Source organism: Martelella sp. FOR1707 (assembly GCF_053484265.1).
The window spans coordinates 642,212-659,151 of record NZ_JBAKFP010000001.1 but is presented as its reverse complement, the minus strand read 5'-3'; the positions used below and the strand labels follow the sequence as shown (position 1 = coordinate 659,151).

Below are 16,940 nucleotides of genomic sequence, written 5' to 3'. Positions count from 1 at the left end.
CATGATCCGGCGCCATGACATGGTGTTCATCCACCGCACTTGTTGGCCGGCCGTCCTGGCCAGCGAACCGGATCTGAGGGTTACCCGGCTTGTCGCCCTTTGGGCCGAACGTGGCTGGCCGCTTGTCGCACGCCGTGCAGACCCGTGGACGCGCGGCGGGCTGGCGCTCGGACTGCCGCTCCCCCCTTCGCAAGGCAAGCGCCGCCATGCCTTCGTGGTTGCGCCGGGCAGCACCTCCGGAAGCATGCCGCCGCCGTCGCTTGACAACGTCCGCCGGGTTGCTCCGGCGTCGTGGTCCGCGACGCTCCTCAGGCTGGAAGCGCTCAGGCAGCGCCGTGCGCTCGACATACGAGTGTTCGGTAGCCTCGCCTGGAGCGCCATCACGGGACTCGACTATCTGACCGCCGTGTCCGACATCGACATCCTGATCCGAATTCGGCCGACGACCGCTCTCGACCGCCTTGCGGACGAAATCGCGGAAATCGAAGCTGCCGCTCCGATGCGCATCGACGGCGAACTCGTGCGTCATGACGGCCTGGCCGTGAACTGGCGCGAGTTCCATTCCGGCGTGCCGAACCTCCTCGCAAAATCGATGACGGATCTCTGCCTCGTCCCGCGTGATCTTTTCGCCAGCACGAAGGTGGCGACATGATACGCGAATCCTCATCCGTCTCCCGCCCGATCGATGACACGCCGTTGGCTGTGCACCCCTCCGTTCCTGCCGAGCGGATCGCCGAAAAGGCATGCGCCTGCTTGCTGATGGAGGTTGAGACCTGGCCCAAGCCGGGCCTTGTCAGCCATGTCGACAATGGCAGCCACGATGACATGAATGCCGACACGTTCCGGGCGAGCGTGGCGGCAATCGCGCCCTATCTTTCGGCCCTTGCCGAAGCAGGCGGACGCGGCGCCGCCATGGGCTGCCTGCGCTGGATCGGGCTTGATGCCGAAAGGGCGATGTTTGCCTCGACCTCGGGTGTCAACACCCATCGCGGTGCGATCTTCGGCATCGGGCTCCTGTGCGCGGCCGCCGGCGCGCGGGCCGCGGGACGCGTGCACCCTATGAAGACGCTCGGCGCCACCGTCTCGGAGCTCTGGGGCGAAGCCATCATCGGTGGCCCCGTGCTGCTGCACAGCAATGGCAGCAATGTCCGCCGCATCTACGGCGCGGGCGGCGCACGGATGGAGGCAGCGCACGGATTTCCAAGCGTCTACGAAGTCGGCTTGCCGCGGCTCAGTCTTGCCGCCGGGATTGCCGGCATCGACGCCGAAGCGGCAAGGGTCGAGACCTGTTTCGCGCTGATCGCTGCGGTCGAGGACACCAACCTGCTGCATCGCGGTGGCCCCGCCGGCCTCGCCTTTGCAAGAGCCGCCGCACGCGATTTCCTCAGGCAGGGCGGTATCGCCCGGCCGGGGTGGCGGGACCACGCGATCCGGATTCACGAGAGTTTCATTGCCCGCCGGCTCAGCCCTGGCGGATCGGCCGACCTGCTGGTCATGAGCCTCTTTGTCGAAGCCTTGGAAAGGGAAACGCCATGGTGACACATGCCATCCTGCTGGCACTGGTGCCGGTCTTCTTCGTCCTGCTGCTAGGCTATGCCGCCGGCCGGCTGAAACGCGTCGACAACCATCACGTCGAAGGCCTGAACGTGCTGGTCATGACCTTCGCCGTGCCTGCGGCGCTGTTTGTGGCGACGGCATCGGCGCCGCGCGCCGAATTGCTGGAACAGTCCTGGCTGTTCGTCATCCTCTCCGGGGTCATGCTGATCGTGCTCGCGGCGTGGTATTTCTGCGCCCGACGCATTCTGGGCCTGTCGCCCGCCGACGCATCGCTCCAGGGCCTGACCGTCGCCTTTCCCAATCTGGCGGGCGTCGGCCTGCCGATCTCGACAACCCTGCTCGGGGCGACCGGAACGGTGCAGCTCGCGATCGCCATAGCGGCGGGCTCTATCATCATCAGCCCGCTCTCGCTGATCGTCGTCGAACTGAGCCGGCCCGGCAGCGACGGCACGACGATGTCGCCGGCTCAAAAAATCTTCGGCGCCCTCGGCCGGGCCCTGCGCAAGCCGGTCGTGCTGGCACCGGCCTTCGGCATCATCGTCTCGATCTCCGGCATCAGGCTCGGTTCCGTCATCGACGCCGCCCTTTCGCTGATGGGAAACGCCAGCGCCGGAGTGGCGCTGTTTCTGACCGGACTGGTGCTTTCGGCCCAACCGTTTCGCCTTGACTGGAAGATCATTGGTGCTGCGGCAATCTCGAACATCGCCCGGCCGCTTCTGACCGCCGCCATCGTCTTCGCCCTGCCCGTGACCGCCGAGGTCGCGAAGGTTTCGATCCTTATTGCTTCTGTGCCCGCCGGCTTCTTCGGCATTCTGTTTGCCATCAGCTATCGCCAGGACTCGGCTGCGATCGGCTCCATGGTGATCGCGAGCACCGGACTGAGCGCCGTGACGATGGCTATCGCGATTGCCGTGCTTTTTCCCTGAAACCACGAGGAAGGACGATGATGCTCGCGATCTTGTGCTCCGGACAGGGCGGGCAACATTCCGGCATGTTCGCACGCACCGGCGCCGCACCGGAGGCAGAAAACCTGTTCGCACACGCCGCGGGCCTGCTCGATGGCCGGGACCCGCGCGCCTTCGTCCGCGATGAACCGGCGGCCGTCCTCCATCACAACCGCAACGGCCAGATCCTCTGCACGCTCCAGGCCCTTGCTGCCGCGGACGCGCTGCGCTCCGCATGGCCTGAACGCATCGTCATCGCCGGATACAGCATCGGCGAGCTTGCGGCCTGGGGCGTTGCCGGTCGTCTTTCCGGCGAAGAGACGCTCGATCTTGCGGCCAGGCGCGCCGAAGTGATGGACGCCGCGACGCAACCGGGCGACGGAGTGCTGTTCGTTCGCGGACCCCCGCAACAGGCGCTCGCCGAACTCTGCGAACAGGCTGGCGCCGAAATCGCCATCGTCAATCCGGGGAATGCCTATATTGTCGGTGGTGCCCGCGAAGCGCTCGTCAGCCTTGCAGAGATGCTGCGATCGAAGAGCGCGGCGCGGGTCGTCGACATGCCCATCGAGGTCGCCTCCCACACCGGCAGGCTGGCGCCGGCGGCTGTGGCGTTCCGATCCATTCTGGACCGGGCCGCTGTATTGCCCGCAAACACGGGCAGCTTGCGCCTTTTGAGCGGCATCGATGCCGCGCCCGTTTTCGACACACGATCAGGCCTCGACAAGCTGGCGGCCCAGATCGCGCAGACAGTGCAGTGGTCGGCATGCCTTAATGCCTGTATCGAAGCCGGCGCCACCGCCTTTCTCGAACTCGGCCCAGGCACGGCGCTCGCCGGCATGGCGATATCCGCCTATCCAGGTGTCTCCGCCCGAAGCATTGAAGAGTTTACAGATATTGATGGCGTACACTCCTGGCTGATGAAGGTCCTTACCTGAGCATTTTCCGAAACAGCCATATCTGACGTTTCTGCAATAATAACAGCGATTGGGGAACGCGGAAACGCGTCCGGCAACCCCAAAGGCGCCGAACGCGTGAGATCTTTGCGCAGGCGGCCGAGCCGCCTGATCCATGGGCTATCCGGCCGGCCTTCAGCGCAGCCAGAACGTGATGCTGCCATCGGCCGCCTGTTCGGCGCTCACCACGTCATTGACGTTGACGCCCTGTTCCTGCAGGCGCATGAGCAGCGGTTCGTTGGACATGATGGCCGCCTGGATGTTCTCGACAGAGCCGGCCGGCAGAAGGAAGTCACCCGGAAGCTCCTCCTGGTCTTTGCGGTCGGCGACATACTTGACGTTGAAATCCTGGTCGAACGTCGCCAGCGTCTGGTCGATATTCGCCGGCCAGTCCATGGTGATGCTGTCTTCGGCCTTGCTCGTCCCGACGAAGGCCAGCGAGGCAATAATTGCTGCCATTGCAGTTTTCGAAACGCGATTCATGATCGTCTCCATCTGAGTCTGTTGCGGAATTGCCGCGACTGTGTTCAGCAGCGAACTGGTCAATGGTCGCCGGATGTGCGGCAAGCTGAAATTACGTTTCGCGGGGCTCTTTTGAAATTATACGCAGGTTATTGCAGCCGAAAACAAAGGTTTGGAAACGGATTTACGTGAAATTGAGAGCCAGGGATGCGACATAATCCGGTATAACAACCGCATACCTCAGTATAGATCCCACTTTGCTTCATCTTTGCTAGGCTCCACAGACATCAAGTGTGGAGAGCCCGATGACGACGAAACGGCCGGATGGGATCAAGGCATATGGCGAGCCGGCAGGCGGATGGGGGGCGCTGAAAGCCGTTGCGGAAACGCTGGCGCGACAGCAGGTGGCAGCACAGGGCACCGCGACCCTGCTGAAGGCCAACCAGCCGGAGGGCTTTGATTGTCCCGGCTGCGCCTGGCCTGATCCGAAGCACACCTCTTCCTTCGAGTTCTGCGAAAACGGCGCCAAGGCAATCACCTGGGAATCGACCAAAAAGCGTGCCGGCCCCGATTTCTTCGCCGCACATACGGTTTCCGAGCTCTGGAACTTCAGCGATCACGAACTCGAAAACGAGGGACGGCTGACGCATCCGATAATCTATGACGCGCAGACGGACCATTACCGCCCCATCGAATGGGACGATGCCTTTGCGCGGATTGCAACCGCCCTGAACGCGCTTGAAAGCCCGCACCAGGCGGAGTTCTACACATCCGGCCGGGCTTCCAACGAGGCGGCCTTCCTCTACCAGACCTTTATCCGGGCCTTCGGAACCAACAACTTTCCGGATTGTTCGAACATGTGCCATGAGGCCACCAGCGTCGGGCTGCCAGATTCGATCGGCGTCGGCAAGGGCACGGTCACGCTGGAGGATTTCGACCACGCCGATGTGATTTTCAGCTTCGGCCACAATCCCGGCACGAACCATCCCCGGATGATGACCACGCTGCGCAATGCCGCACGGCGGGGCGCCCGCATCGTCGTCTTCAATCCCTTCAGGGAACGCGCCCTCGAGCGATTTGCCGCCCCCCAGGACCCGGTCGAAATGGCGACGCTATCCTCGACCGAGATCGCATCGGCCTATCATCAGGTGCGCGTCGGCGGGGACCTTGCCGTGTTCAAGGGCATGATGAAACTGATCTTCGCGCGCGACGCGGCAGACATCGACAAGGGCGGCCCCGGCGTTCTCGACCGGGACTTCATCGAAGAACACACAGGCGGCATCGACGCATTGCGCCGCGATGTCGCGGAAACCGCCTGGGACGACATTCTCCACCACTCGGGACTGTCGCGCATGGCGTTCGAAAGCGCCGTCGACATCTACCTCGACGCAAAGAACGTGATCCTCTGCTACGGCATGGGCCTGACCCAGCACGCCCATGGCACGGAAAATGTGCAGCAGGCGGCCAACCTTTTGATGCTGCGGGGCAATATCGGCCGGCAGGGCGCCGGAATCTGTCCACTCCGCGGCCACTCCAACGTTCAAGGCGACCGCACCGTCGGGATCACCGAAAGCCCGGGCCCCGGCCTGCTCGACGGAATGGAACGCGCCTTCGGTTTCCGGCCCATAGCCGAAAGGGGACACAGCGCGATAGAGGCCATCGGGGCGATCGTCGCGGGACGATCGAAGGCGCTGATCTGCCTCGGCGGCAATCTCGCTGTCGCCATGTCGGACCCGACGGTGACGTTTGCGGGTATGCGCGGGCTGGACCTTGCCGTTCATATCGCGACCAAGCTCAACCGGTCCCACCTGCTGACGGCGAAAACCTGCATCGTCCTGCCCTGTCTCGGGCGCACGGATCTCGACATCCAGGCCTACGGTCCGCAATCCGTGACCGTCGAGGATTCGATGTCGATGGTTCACGCCTCGCGCGGCTTCCTCAATCCGCCGGGACCGCTTGTGCGCTCCGAGCCCACCATTATCGCGGGGCTCGCCGGGGCAACGCTCGGCGACAGATATGGGATCGACTGGGCGGGCCTGGCCGGGAATTACGACCGGATCCGCGACAAGATCGAGATCGTCTTTCCCGACTTCCGGGATTTCAACCGGCGCGTCCGGGTTCATGGCGGCTTCCGGCTGGATGTTCCCGCCGCGCGTCGCGAATGGCACACCCCTTCCGGCAAGGCCGCGTTCCTGACGGCACCCGGCCTCGACGAGGATCCGCGGTTCAAAGATCCGGAGACGCTGATCCTGGCAACGATGCGCAGCCACGATCAGTATAACACCACCGTCTACGGTCTCGACGACCGCTATCGCGGCGTCTTCGGACGGCGCGACGTCATCTTCATCAGTCCCGCCGACCTTGCCGCGCGCGGCCTGCGTGAGGGCGACCGGATCGACATTCGCGCGGTGACCTCCGACACGGGAGCCGAACGGATCGTGCGCGGCTACACGGCGGTCGCCTACGACCTGCCGCAGGGCTCGGTGGGCGGCTATTATCCCGAAATGAACGCCATCGTGACCCTCGACCACTACGATCATCGATCGGGCACGCCCGCCTACAAGGGCGTTCCGGTGACGATCGTTCGATCGGACGTGTAGCGCGCGCCGAAATATGACGCTGCGATTGTCCAAACCAGCAGAGGTTTTGACAATCGTCAGGGGCGGAAGCGTCCTAGCTTCCTTGCGTAGCGGGACGCTCGAGGCATGGGAGACGCAAACCGAGGCGCATTTCCCTGACCCCATGTCAGGCGATGAGTGCTCCAGAAACCGTTCCGGCTTCTGCCGCCTTTGCGGACAGGGCCCATAACCAAGCTGAAGGAATGAGTCAGATGGCCGAGAGCTTTATCACGACGAAAGATGGTGTCGACATCTTCTACAAGGACTGGGGACCGAAGAAGGCGCAACCGGTCATGTTCCACCATGGCTGGCCGCTTTCCAGCGACGACTGGGACGCCCAGATGATCTTCTTCGTTAACAAGGGCTTCCGCGTCATCGCCCATGATCGTCGCGGCCACGGACGCTCCACCCAGGTCAGCGACGGCCACGACATGGCCCATTATGCCGCCGATGCCGCGGCGGTGGTCGAGGCGCTCGATCTCAGGAATACCGTGCACGTCGGCCATTCCACCGGTGGCGGCGAGGCGCTGGCCTATGTGGCGCGCTATGGCCAACCTCAGGGGCGCGTTGCCGGCCTGGTGATGGTGGCCGCGGTCCCGCCGCTGATGCTGAAGACCGAGAGCAATCCCGGCGGGACGCCGATCGAAGTCTTTGATGGTTTCCGCACGCAGCTTGCGGCAAATCGGGCGCAATTCTTCCGCGACGTCGCCTCCGGCCCGTTCTACGGCTTCAACCGCGAGGGCGCGACGGTGCTGCCCGGCGTGATCGACAACTGGTGGCGCCAGGGCATGAATGGCAGCATCAAGGCGCATTACGAAGGGATCAAGGCGTTTTCGGAAACCGACCAGACCGCCGACCTGAAGGCCGTGATCGTTCCCACCCTCATCATGCAGGGCGATGACGACCAGATCGTGCCCTACGAGGACGCGGCCCTGCTGCAGGCCAAGCTGGTTCTGCGCGCCGTGCTGAAGATCTATCCCGGTTATCCGCATGGCATGCTGACGACCCATGCCGATGGCCTCAACACCGATATCCTGGACTTCATCCGAAGCTGAGAAGCGGCCTCGATCGCCGGCCGGCCATACACCGCATGGCCGGTGCCCGCATCAACGGAGCATGGTCATGTCGAAATTGCCTCTCGCTGCGACCCTGAGCATCAATGGCGGCTATGTCGATGCGATGGGTTTCGTGGCCCTGAACGGCCTGTTCACCGCGCATGTCACCGGCAATCTCGTCACACTGGGCGCCACGCTCGTCAACGGAACGGCGGGCACGCTCACCAAATTCCTGGCCTTGCCGGTTTTCTGTCTGTCCATCCTAACGGCGCGCCTCATCGGCGGCTGGCTCGAGCAGGGCGCCTATCCGGCCATCGCGTTTCTGCTGGCGGCCAAGCTCGCGCTTCTTGCCTGTGCCGCGGCCATTTTCATTCCGCTCGCGCCCGTCGGCGCCGGCAGCCCCGGGGAACTGCTTGTCGGCATGATCCTGGCGGTGGCCATGGCCATCCAGAATGCCCTGCACAGGGCCTATCTCGCGGATTTTCCGCCGACAACGGTGATGACGAGCACGACAACCCAGATCATGCTGGATTTGTCGGATGTGTCCTTCGGTCGCAAAGAGGCCCGCGAAGCGGCGCGCAGTCGCCTCGGACGCACGCTTCCCGCGTTCGGCCTGTTCGCCGCGGGCTGTCTCGGCGCGGCGCTCATCTATCTTGTCTCGCCCCGGCTCTGCTTCCTCGTTCCGCCTGCGCTGATCGCCGCTTCGCTTGTGGCCTGCCGCGGACTTGGCCAGCGCGAACTTGGCAAGCCCGGCCGGTTGCCCCCGAAAACGGAGTGCCGTCGATGAAAAAAGACGCAGAAGACGCCGGAAAAGGTGGACCCGGGCGGGAAGCCTGAAAGGCCGGAACGCCGGCAGACGTCCCGCGAGGAGGCCGACCTTTTCCTCGATGAGGCCCTGCACGAGAGCTTCCCGGCCAGCGATCCGCCGGCCAGCACCGATTACCACTAAACCCTCTCAGACAAAGGAGACGATCCATGGACGACAATAGGAAATCTCTCAGAACTGCGGCACTGCACACCCCTTCCGGTCTCGGCGCCGATGCCGCCCGCGACATTTCGGCCGGGGCCAATGCGCTCCTCGCCGATATTTTTGCCCTGTTCATGAAGACCAAGAATTTTCACTGGCACATGACTGGCGCGCATTTCCGCGACTGGCACCTGATGCTTGACGATCAGTCCGACGAACTGATCGCCATGACCGATCCGCTGGCTGAACGCGTCCGTAAGCTCGGCGGGCCGACGCTCAGATCCATCGGCGGCATCGCCGCCCGCCAGCGCATCGCCGACAATGACGCCGATTTCATCCATCCCCACGAGATGTTGGCCGAGCTGCGCTCCGACAATGCCGACCTTGCCGGACGGATGCGCGCCCTCCACGGCGTCTGCGACGAACACAACGACGTGGCCACGGCAAGCCTTCTCGAAAACTGGATCGACGAGACGGAAAAGCGCATCTGGTTCCTGTTCGAAACCCTCCGCTCCACCAACGCCTGATGGAGCCCCTTGCCGGGCGGATGTCTCCTCCTCCGCATTCGTCCGGCCTTTTGTGCTTTTCAGACACGCATACAGAGCGAGACCAGGCGTTGCGATGCCATCCTTCTGGTCTTGCTGCGCTTGGCCGGCAAAGACAGGACAGACCGGAGCGCTGCAAGCCATACCTTGGTATGGGCGCCTCGCCCGGATGTTTGTCTCTCGTGAATGTGTGTGTGATTCAGGTACCGTCCTGCCTCGGTCATCATTCAGCCCATCAAGCTGGACAAGTTCCGAGGAGACCAAGAATGACCGAGATCACATCGGGAAACGCCATCGCGGGCCAGAGCGGCCTGCCCGCAACCGCTGACGCTTCGAGGATGGTCGTGCAGGCTCTCCTGCTCATCGACAATGATCGCCACGGGGCCCTCGCCTGTCTGGACAGGGCACGGCAGATGATCGCGGACGGCAACGAGCGGTCAGCCTCCATCAACGCCCCTGAAACACCGGGAGCCATTCCGGCACGGGGCGGCCTCGCCCCATGGCAGGTGTCAAGAATCCGGCGCTATATCGATCAGCATATCGACGAGCCGATCACGCTCGTCAAACTCGCGGGCACGCTCGGCCTTAGCGAGAGCTATTTCTCCGCCGCCTTCAAGGTAAGTTTCGGGGTATCGCCGCACGCCTTCATCATCGGTCAGCGCGTCGAACGGGCCAAGAAAAGCATTGCACTGACCGATACCCCTCTTGCGGAGATTGCGCTCGACTGCGGTCTGGCGGACCAGGCCCATCTTTCCCGCATATTCCGCCGTCACACCGGATTTACGCCATCAAGCTGGCGCCGCGCCTGCCTGGGCTCGGCCGCTATCGCCTTAGCGTGACGTATCTGAGGGCGCTCGGTCTCAATTGCAGCTGTTCCCAAGGACCAAAGGCTCCTTTTGAGCTCGGATCAGCAGTGGACATGAGCGACCCGAGAGATAGGTGACGTTTTGTACCGGACACATTGGTAACACTTTTGGCTTTGCGGGAGGTGTCGATGCCGTGGAGAAAGAGTTCGGTTATGGAAGAACGTCTACGATTTGTTGCCCGCCTTCTGGAAGGAGAAGGCATGAGCGATGTGTGCCGTGATTTCGGGATCTCCCGCAAGACCGGCTACAAGATCTTCAACTGCTACAGGCAAGAAGGGCTGGATGCTCTTTGCGATCGCTCGCGGCGCCCCGTGCGCTACGCCAACCAGTTGCCCGACCAGATCGAGCGGCTGATCGTCGAGACCAAGCGCGACAAGCCGCATTGGGGCGCGAGAAAGATCAGGGAGCTTCTGGTGCGCAGGCTGGCTGGCGAGGTTCGCATCCCGGCGAAGTCGACTGTGCATGCGGTTCTCGACCGCCATGGCCTAGTCAATCGCGCCCGGTAGAGGCGACGTGGCAACAAGGCCGAAGGCACGCCGCTGTCTGAGGCCATCCACCCCAACGCGCTTTGGTGCGTCGACTTCAAGGGCGAGTTCAAGACGGGCGACGGCCGATACGGGACTGGTTGCTGAAGGTTAGCTTTCGGCAAGCGGAAACGCGATCGCAGGCGTTCACGATCATCTGGTGGTTTGATGATCTCCTCTCAAACAGGAATGTCTTTTTAGTCATCTGGAGCAAAAGTAAGCAACATTTTGTTGCACTCAATCTGCGACGACGGGGAAGCAATGGCAACGATATCGCGGATCACGCCTGTCACGGCCGTTATTCGCACATCAAGTGCCACATTCCGTAGACTTGACGATGCCCTGAACTAAAGACCCGCGGCCCCAGCGGCTACTTGCGCATGTGCCGGCACTGCCCGGCTGGCATAGGCGTTGCGCAGCCGCTGCTGGTTCAGGGCGTCCTGCTTCGGGGCGATGCCAAAGGTCCGGGAATATTCCCGGCTGAATTGCGATGCGCTTTCGTATCCGACCTTGTAGGCCGCTTCCGCAACATTGGCCGCCTGCGTCACCATGAGCCGGCGCGCTTCCAGCAAACGCAGCTGCTTTTGAAACTGAAGCGGCGTCATCGAGGTCAACGCCTTGAAATGCTGGTGGAACGATGACGGGCTCATGCGCGCGACACCTGCCAGCTGTTCGACGCGGAGCGTATCCGCGAAATTGGTGTGCAGCATCGAGACGGCCCTGACCACGCGTTCGATATTCGATTCCGGCAAGGCCAGTTTGCAGAGCTCGCCGCCATGGGGGCCGCTCAACAGCCAGAAGCAGATTTCGCGCACGACCGAGGGCGCCAGCACGGGGATGGCCTTCGGCGTCGCCAGCATGCGCACCAAGCGCAGAATGCAGTCGGCCAGGGGTTGATCCACCTTGGCGACGAACGCGCAAGGGCCGGATTCCTCCGTCTGCGCGGGCGGCGTCTCGAGCTGTCCGAGGATTTCCCGCAAAGTGGCGACGTCGAAATCGATCATGACGCCGACATACGGCGCCTCTTCGCTCGCCTCCACGATCTGGCCCGTCGCCGGAACCCCGACGCTGACAACCAGGCACTGCATCGTTCGGTAGCTCAGACGTTGCTCTCCGAGATGCAGCTCCTTTCCACCTTCCAGCACGACGCAAAGCGAAGGCCGGTAAATGTTGCGCATCGGCATCATCGACTGAAACGAGCGGACGATATTGAAGCCTTCGATCGCTGTCGGAAACAAGCCCTGACCGCCGCCCTGCTCTTCGATATAGGCCGTCACGGCATCCAGCAATGGCCCGTTCAATCGCGGCTCCCGATGTTTCTGGGGCCAGGGCAGGATCTCGCCCCGCGCCGGCATGCTTGCCGCTTCTGGAGGAATAGGCAAGTTTCTTGAGGGTTCAGGCATTCTGCACATTGGACACTCCATCTAGCTTAAGGGTGCAACCAAGCGAGGAGCATCCTCAAAATGGCAGAAATTGTCGCCGGGTCAAGAGACCCTTCCGCGCGGCGGGCGCCGCCAGGCGTGTCCCGCGGTGAATATGTCGGGCGTTGGCGGTTCGCCGCCATCTGCACCGTTCTTCTCCTGATCAACGCATTTTCGCAGATCGATCGCATCCTTCCGTTTATTCTGGCGGAGAAAATCAAGACGGACCTGTCGCTGACCGATACGCAGATAGGACTGTTGACCGGCCTTGCCTTCGCGGTCTGCTACGCGCTGCTCTCGCTGCCGCTTGCGCGCGCCGCCGACCGCGGATCGCCAAGACTGGTGCTGGTATCGTGCATCCTGATCTGGAGCGCGATGACGACGCTTGGCGGCTTCGCGGCCAGTTTCATGTTCCTGGCGCTGACGCGCTTCGGGGTGGCATTCGGCGAGGCAGGAGCCGTCCCGGCCGGCCATGCCTTGATCGCCCGCAAGATCGAACCGGAGCGGCGCGGCCTTGCGATCGGCCTGTTCGCGATGGGAATCCCGCTCGGCACGATGGCTGGCTTTGCCGCCGGCGGCGCCATTGCCGATATCCTCGGCTGGCGCGTCGTGCTGATCGGGGCCGGCGTCATCGGCATTCTGATCGGGTTGCTGACGGTGCTTGTCGCGGGCCGCACCCCGCGCTTGCAGACGTCGGTCGCCAGCAACGATCCCTTCCTGAAGACATGTCTTGCGCTCCTGTCGTCGCCGGCCTTCCGCTGGCTGTTTCTGGCCACGATCTTTCTCGGCTTTGCCGGAGCGCCCTTCTATGCTTTCTCGGTTCCGTTTCTGATCCGCTCCCATGGCTTCACCGCAACCGAGGTCGGCGTTTTCTTCGGTCTGTTGCAGGGGCTGATGGGGATTATCGGGACGCTGGGTGGCGGTCGGTGGTTCGATCACGCGGTCCGCGCCGGTTCCGGCCGGGTTCTCGGCCCGCCCGCCATCCTGTTCCTGATGGCGAGCGTCACCACGACGGCGGCCTTGTTTACCCCTGTCGGCTGGATGTCCATCGCCCTGTTCGTGCCCTCGATGTTGTCGTTTTCGTTCATGCTGCCCTGGGGCTTCGGCGCCGCGCATCTCGTGGCCGGGCCGGGTCGACAGGCCCAGGCATCCAGCCTCGTGATGATCGGCAGCAGCCTTGTCGGACCGGCGCTCGGGCCGTTGTTCGTGGGCATTGTCAGCGACGCTGCCAGCGCGGCCGACATTCCGAACGGTCTGGCGCTGGGCCTGTTGATCGTGCCCTTCGCGAGCATCCTGTCGGGCCTTGCCCTTCTCGTCGCAAACCGGCGCATTGCCGACTTCCTTCAGAAATGACCGCATAAACGCTACGAAAGGATTTCCGCATGGAAAAGAACTGGACCGCTCAGGACATGCCGCCTCAAAACGGCAGGACAATCGTCGTCACGGGCACCGGCGGCCTCGGCTTCCAGACTGCGCTTGCCCTGGCCGGCGCTGGCGCCGAGGTCATTATCGCCGGGCGGAACGCGCACAAGGGAAGCGAAGCCGTCGCCCAGATCAGGAAATTGGCGGGCCAGGCGCGCGTGTGCTTCGAGCCCCTCGATCTGGCGGATCTCGCCTCGGTCGCCGCATTCGGGCAGCGGCTGCGCGACAGCCGGAAGCGGATAGACACGCTGATCAACAACGCGGCTGTCATGACGCCGCCGCAACGAAAGACGACGGCGGACGGGTTCGAGCTTCAGTTCGGGACCAATTATCTCGGCCACTTCGCATTGACCGCGCATCTGCTGCCATTGCTGAGGCGAGGACAGGATCCGCGTGTGGTTACCCTGTCCAGTATCGCCGTGCGCCGAGATGCAGCCATCATTTTCGACGACCTTCAGGCCGAGAGAGCCTACAAGCCGATGCCGTTCTACGCCCAATCCAAGCTTGCCTGCCTGATGTTTTCGCTCGAGCTTCAGCGCCGAAGCGAGGCGGCCGGCTGGGGCCTGACGAGCATCGCCGCCCATCCCGGGATTTCGCGAACCAACCTTCTGCACAACGCCCCCGGACGATACAGCGCCCAGGGACTTTACCGGTCTTTCCTGTGGTTTCTGTTTCAGCCGGCTGCCCAGGGCGCCCTGCCCCCATTGTTTGCGGCAACGGCGCCGGAGGCAAGCGGCGGCCGGTACTACGGTCCCGACAGGCTATCCGAAACGCGCGGCCATCCCGGCGAGGCGGCGATCCCCGCGGCCGCGCTGGACCAGCAGGTGGCCCGCCGGCTTTGGGAGATCTCGGAAACGCTGGCGGACGTCGATTTCGCCAAGGCGGCAGAAGCAGGTCTCCACCCCAATTTGGGCGGGGCCAGCCTCGCTGCGGAGGTTTGAGCAATGGTGCCGCTGGCAGGTCCGGTCGATGCGATCGCTCGACACGGTCCCGATAGCCCTTCCGTCCTGGAGGATCCGACATGCTGAAAGACGCAACCGAGAGACTGAGCTTCTTCCGCGCCTGGCTGTCAGAACCGCTTCGGGTTGCATCCGTAACGCCATCCGGACGGGCGCTGGCCGCCCTGATCGTCTCGGAGGTCTCAGTGACAACCGGGCCGGTGCTGGAACTCGGTCCCGGCACGGGCGTGTTCACCCGTGCGCTTCTGGCGCGCGGGGTGGACGAGGAAAACCTCGCGCTCGTCGAATCTGGTAAGGCCTTCGCCGCGCAGCTGAAGGCGGATTTTCCGCGCGCGAAGACGGTGTGGATGGACGCGACGCGCCTGCGTGATGTCCATCTGTTCGGCGGATACCCGGTCGGCGCCGTCATCAGTGGTTTGCCGCTGCTGTCGATGCCGCCGCGAACCGTCTATGCGATCCTGGCGGGCGCATTTTCCCAGCTCCGCCCCGGCGGCGCATTCTATCAGTTCACCTATGGGCCGCGCTGCCCGGTATCGCGCCGGCTTCTCGACCGGCTCGGCCTCAAGGCCACCTATATCGGGGGGACCTTTGCAAACGTGCCGCCCGCCGCCGTCTACCGGATCCAGCGCCGCGGGACGCCGCGCATTGTCGGCGATGTACCGGCCTCACGAACGCCTCAAAGCGCCTTGGATGAACGCGAAAGGCGCGCGATCCCGCTCAGCCTTGAGCGTTGACGGCGCGGGATCTGGCGTACTTGCGGGGCGAACACCCCATCACACGCTTGAACGCCGCACCGAAAGCGCTCTCGGACTCGTAGCCGAGCGCGGATGCAACGGCGGCGATGCTGGTCCCGGATTTAACCAGATGGTCGCTCGCCAGGACCATGCGCCAGCGGGTCAGGTATTCAAGGGGCGGCAGGCCGACGCATGCCTTGAAGTGGACCGCAAAGCTGGTGCGCGACATGCCGATCTTGCCGGCGAGGTCGGTCAATGTCCAGCGCCGCTCAGGTTGATCGTGCATCAGGCTCAAGGCCCGGCTGATCCGGCCGTCCGACAGGGCCCGCAGCCAGCCCATCGTGTCCGGCGCCCCGTTGGCGACGTAGCGCCGCAGAACTTCGATCAGCATCAAATGCGCGAGATGATCCACCGCAAGCGTGCCGCCCGCGCGTTCTTCTTTGAGTTCGCGTTGCAGCCGCTGCAGCGCCCAGGCCAGTGTTTCGTCGTGATCGGAAGCCCTGATGTGAACCAGCGGCGGCAGCGAATTCAGCAGAAACCGTGCATGCTCACCATCGAGAATGAACCGGCTGCCGAACAGCAGAAAGTCGTCCCCTTCATTCAGCCGCGCGGTGGCGCCGCCGCTAAGCGGCCCGAGAATACTGGCGGCATCGATCGAAGGCGCTTCAAGGTGGGTCGCCAGTCGAAACGGTGTGCCCTGTGTCAGCAGGAAACAATCGCCGGCGGAAATGCGCAGCGGTGCGGCCCGACCGTCCATCGACAGCCAGCAATCGCCCCTCATCACGGCATTGAACTTGATGCCCTCATAGGGTCCGAACGCCAGGGACCAGGCGCCCCCTGCCTCCAGTCCGACGGCGCGCAGATGTTTGGGTTTCAGGGTCGATACGATTTGAGACAATGGGTCCATGGCATTTTTCGAACGATCGCGATGAAAATCCGAATTTCATAGCATGTATCGTTCGAGCCCTCGAGCCTAACTTCCCGACGAGCGAAAAACCGCCAGGAAACAAAAGGAATTCGACAATGATCGTCATAACCACTCCGACCGGCAATATCGGCCGACAGGTTCTCGAACACATTGTGGCCGGATCAGATCCGGTTCGGGTGATTGCCCGCCATCCCGAGCAGATTCCGGCCATGCTGCGCAATAAGGTTGAGGTCGTTGTCGGCTCTCATGGTGATGCAGAACCGGTTTCACGCGCATTCGAGGGTGCCGACACCGTCTTCTGGCTACCGCCCGGCGACATGAAAGCGGAAAGCGCGATGGCTGCCTATGTCGACTTCTCCCGCGCGGGCTGCGAGGCGATGGCGGCACATGGCGTAAAGCGCGTGGTGGGCATATCGGCGCTGGGACGCGGATGGCCGCGGGCCGCCGGCCATGTCACCGCCACGCTGGCCCTGGACGACATGATTGCCGAGACTGGCGTTCATTATCGCGCACTTGCCTGCGGGTCGCTCATGGAAAATCTGCTTCGGCAGATCGACAGCATCGCCGCCAACGGCGTGTTTTACTGGCCGTCGCCGGCCGACCTCCCCGTAACGGCCGTCGCCACACGTGATGTCGCTGCCGTTGCCTCAAACCTCCTGCCCGACACCACCTGGACCGGTGTGGATACAATTCCGATGATGGGGCCCGAGGATATCTCCTTCGGCGAGATGGCGGACGTTATGAGCGAGACCTTGGCGCGTCCCATACGGTTTCAGGAGATGTCGATGCGCGCGATGCACGACATGACGCTCGCTCATGGCGCCTCCGAGGGCATGGCACAGGCGATGATCGAGATGCTGACAGCGAAGAATGAAGGACTGGACCGACGTGTCGGGAGACCGGACCCGAATCCGGCGCCGACCGATTTCCGCACGTGGTGCCGCGAAGTCCTCGCCCCTGCCGTCAGCGCGAGACAATGAGCCCG

Annotated in this window: 16 protein-coding genes and 1 pseudogene; 14 read left to right on the top strand and 3 right to left on the bottom strand. The window is 63.4% G+C overall.

The window, feature by feature from the left end; genetic code table 11:
- The first annotated feature begins 1 nt into the window (after position 1).
- Genes mdcG through V6765_RS02900 form a run of 4 tightly spaced genes read left to right on the top strand, consistent with a single transcriptional unit; the run spans position 2 to position 3,436 of the window.
- On the top strand, positions 2 to 652 hold the full coding sequence (gene mdcG, locus V6765_RS02915; protein WP_448426317.1) for a malonate decarboxylase holo-[acyl-carrier-protein] synthase: 651 nt from the start codon (positions 2 to 4) through the stop codon (positions 650 to 652).
- Entirely contained in the window at positions 649 to 1,539 is an 891-nt protein-coding gene (gene mdcB, locus V6765_RS02910) for a triphosphoribosyl-dephospho-CoA synthase MdcB (protein ID WP_448426316.1), read from the top strand. Before mdcG ends, mdcB begins: the two co-directional genes overlap by 4 nt.
- Positions 1,533 to 2,483, top strand: coding sequence for an AEC family transporter (locus V6765_RS02905; RefSeq protein ID WP_448426315.1), 951 nt, complete (start codon positions 1,533 to 1,535; stop codon positions 2,481 to 2,483). The genes mdcB and V6765_RS02905 overlap by 7 nt, the downstream gene beginning before the upstream one ends.
- Before the next feature lie 17 nt (positions 2,484 to 2,500).
- Complete coding sequence (locus tag V6765_RS02900) at positions 2,501 to 3,436, top strand: acyltransferase domain-containing protein (RefSeq protein WP_448426313.1); 936 nt, start codon at positions 2,501 to 2,503, stop codon at positions 3,434 to 3,436.
- A gap of 153 nt (positions 3,437 to 3,589) precedes the next feature.
- Here V6765_RS02900 and V6765_RS02895 read toward each other — a convergent pair whose 3' ends face one another.
- Positions 3,590 to 4,000, bottom strand: a complete 411-nt coding sequence (locus V6765_RS02895; RefSeq protein WP_448426312.1) for a hypothetical protein — start codon at positions 3,998 to 4,000, stop codon at positions 3,590 to 3,592.
- 221 nt (positions 4,001 to 4,221) lie between these two features.
- Here V6765_RS02895 and V6765_RS02890 point away from each other — a divergent pair, with 221 nt between their 5' ends.
- From V6765_RS02890 to V6765_RS02865, 6 genes and pseudogenes are all read left to right on the top strand, one after another.
- On the top strand, positions 4,222 to 6,516 hold the full coding sequence (locus V6765_RS02890; protein WP_448426310.1) for an FdhF/YdeP family oxidoreductase: 2,295 nt from the start codon (positions 4,222 to 4,224) through the stop codon (positions 6,514 to 6,516).
- Positions 6,517 to 6,746: 230 nt separating this feature from the next.
- Positions 6,747 to 7,589, top strand: a complete 843-nt coding sequence (locus V6765_RS02885; RefSeq protein WP_448426309.1) for an alpha/beta fold hydrolase — start codon at positions 6,747 to 6,749, stop codon at positions 7,587 to 7,589.
- A 67-nt stretch (positions 7,590 to 7,656) separates the two neighbouring features.
- Positions 7,657 to 8,376 carry a YoaK family protein gene (locus V6765_RS02880; protein ID WP_448426307.1) on the top strand — a complete coding sequence of 240 codons (720 nt, stop codon included), beginning with the start codon at positions 7,657 to 7,659 and terminating at the stop codon, positions 8,374 to 8,376.
- Positions 8,377 to 8,564: 188 nt separating this feature from the next.
- Positions 8,565 to 9,083: a Dps family protein gene (locus V6765_RS02875; RefSeq protein ID WP_448426306.1), complete on the top strand. Its 519-nt coding sequence runs from the start codon at positions 8,565 to 8,567 to the stop codon at positions 9,081 to 9,083.
- Positions 9,084 to 9,367: 284 nt separating this feature from the next.
- Entirely contained in the window at positions 9,368 to 9,940 is a 573-nt protein-coding gene (locus tag V6765_RS02870; RefSeq protein WP_448426305.1) for a helix-turn-helix domain-containing protein, read from the top strand.
- Positions 9,941 to 10,095: 155 nt separating this feature from the next.
- A pseudogene (locus V6765_RS02865) lies at positions 10,096 to 10,584 on the top strand (helix-turn-helix domain-containing protein); the annotation flags it as partial.
- Positions 10,585 to 10,838: 254 nt separating this feature from the next.
- Here V6765_RS02865 and V6765_RS02860 read toward each other — a convergent pair.
- On the bottom strand, positions 10,839 to 11,792 hold the full coding sequence (locus V6765_RS02860) for an AraC family transcriptional regulator (RefSeq protein WP_448426304.1): 954 nt from the start codon (positions 11,790 to 11,792) through the stop codon (positions 10,839 to 10,841).
- Between the two features lie 162 nt (positions 11,793 to 11,954).
- On the opposite strand from V6765_RS02860, the gene V6765_RS02855 reads away from it, so the two are divergent.
- The 3 genes from V6765_RS02855 to V6765_RS02845 all read left to right on the top strand — a co-directional run bounded on the left by V6765_RS02855 (position 11,955) and on the right by V6765_RS02845 (position 15,027).
- Positions 11,955 to 13,265, top strand: coding sequence for an MFS transporter (locus tag V6765_RS02855; RefSeq protein ID WP_448426303.1), 1,311 nt, complete (start codon positions 11,955 to 11,957; stop codon positions 13,263 to 13,265).
- A 29-nt stretch (positions 13,266 to 13,294) separates the two neighbouring features.
- On the top strand, positions 13,295 to 14,275 hold the full coding sequence (locus V6765_RS02850) for an SDR family oxidoreductase (protein WP_448426301.1): 981 nt from the start codon (positions 13,295 to 13,297) through the stop codon (positions 14,273 to 14,275).
- 80 nt (positions 14,276 to 14,355) lie between these two features.
- Positions 14,356 to 15,027, top strand: coding sequence for a class I SAM-dependent methyltransferase (locus V6765_RS02845; RefSeq protein WP_448426299.1), 672 nt, complete (start codon positions 14,356 to 14,358; stop codon positions 15,025 to 15,027).
- Here the strand turns inward: V6765_RS02845 and V6765_RS02840 are convergent.
- Positions 15,011 to 15,934: an AraC family transcriptional regulator gene (locus V6765_RS02840; RefSeq protein WP_448426298.1), complete on the bottom strand. Its 924-nt coding sequence runs from the start codon at positions 15,932 to 15,934 to the stop codon at positions 15,011 to 15,013. The two genes, V6765_RS02845 and V6765_RS02840, sit on opposite strands and share 17 nt — an antisense overlap.
- A 116-nt stretch (positions 15,935 to 16,050) precedes the next feature.
- Between V6765_RS02840 and V6765_RS02835 the strand changes: the two genes are divergently transcribed.
- Positions 16,051 to 16,935 carry an NAD(P)H-binding protein gene (locus V6765_RS02835; protein WP_448426296.1) on the top strand — a complete coding sequence of 295 codons (885 nt, stop codon included), beginning with the start codon at positions 16,051 to 16,053 and terminating at the stop codon, positions 16,933 to 16,935.
- Positions 16,936 to 16,940 lie beyond the last annotated feature (5 nt).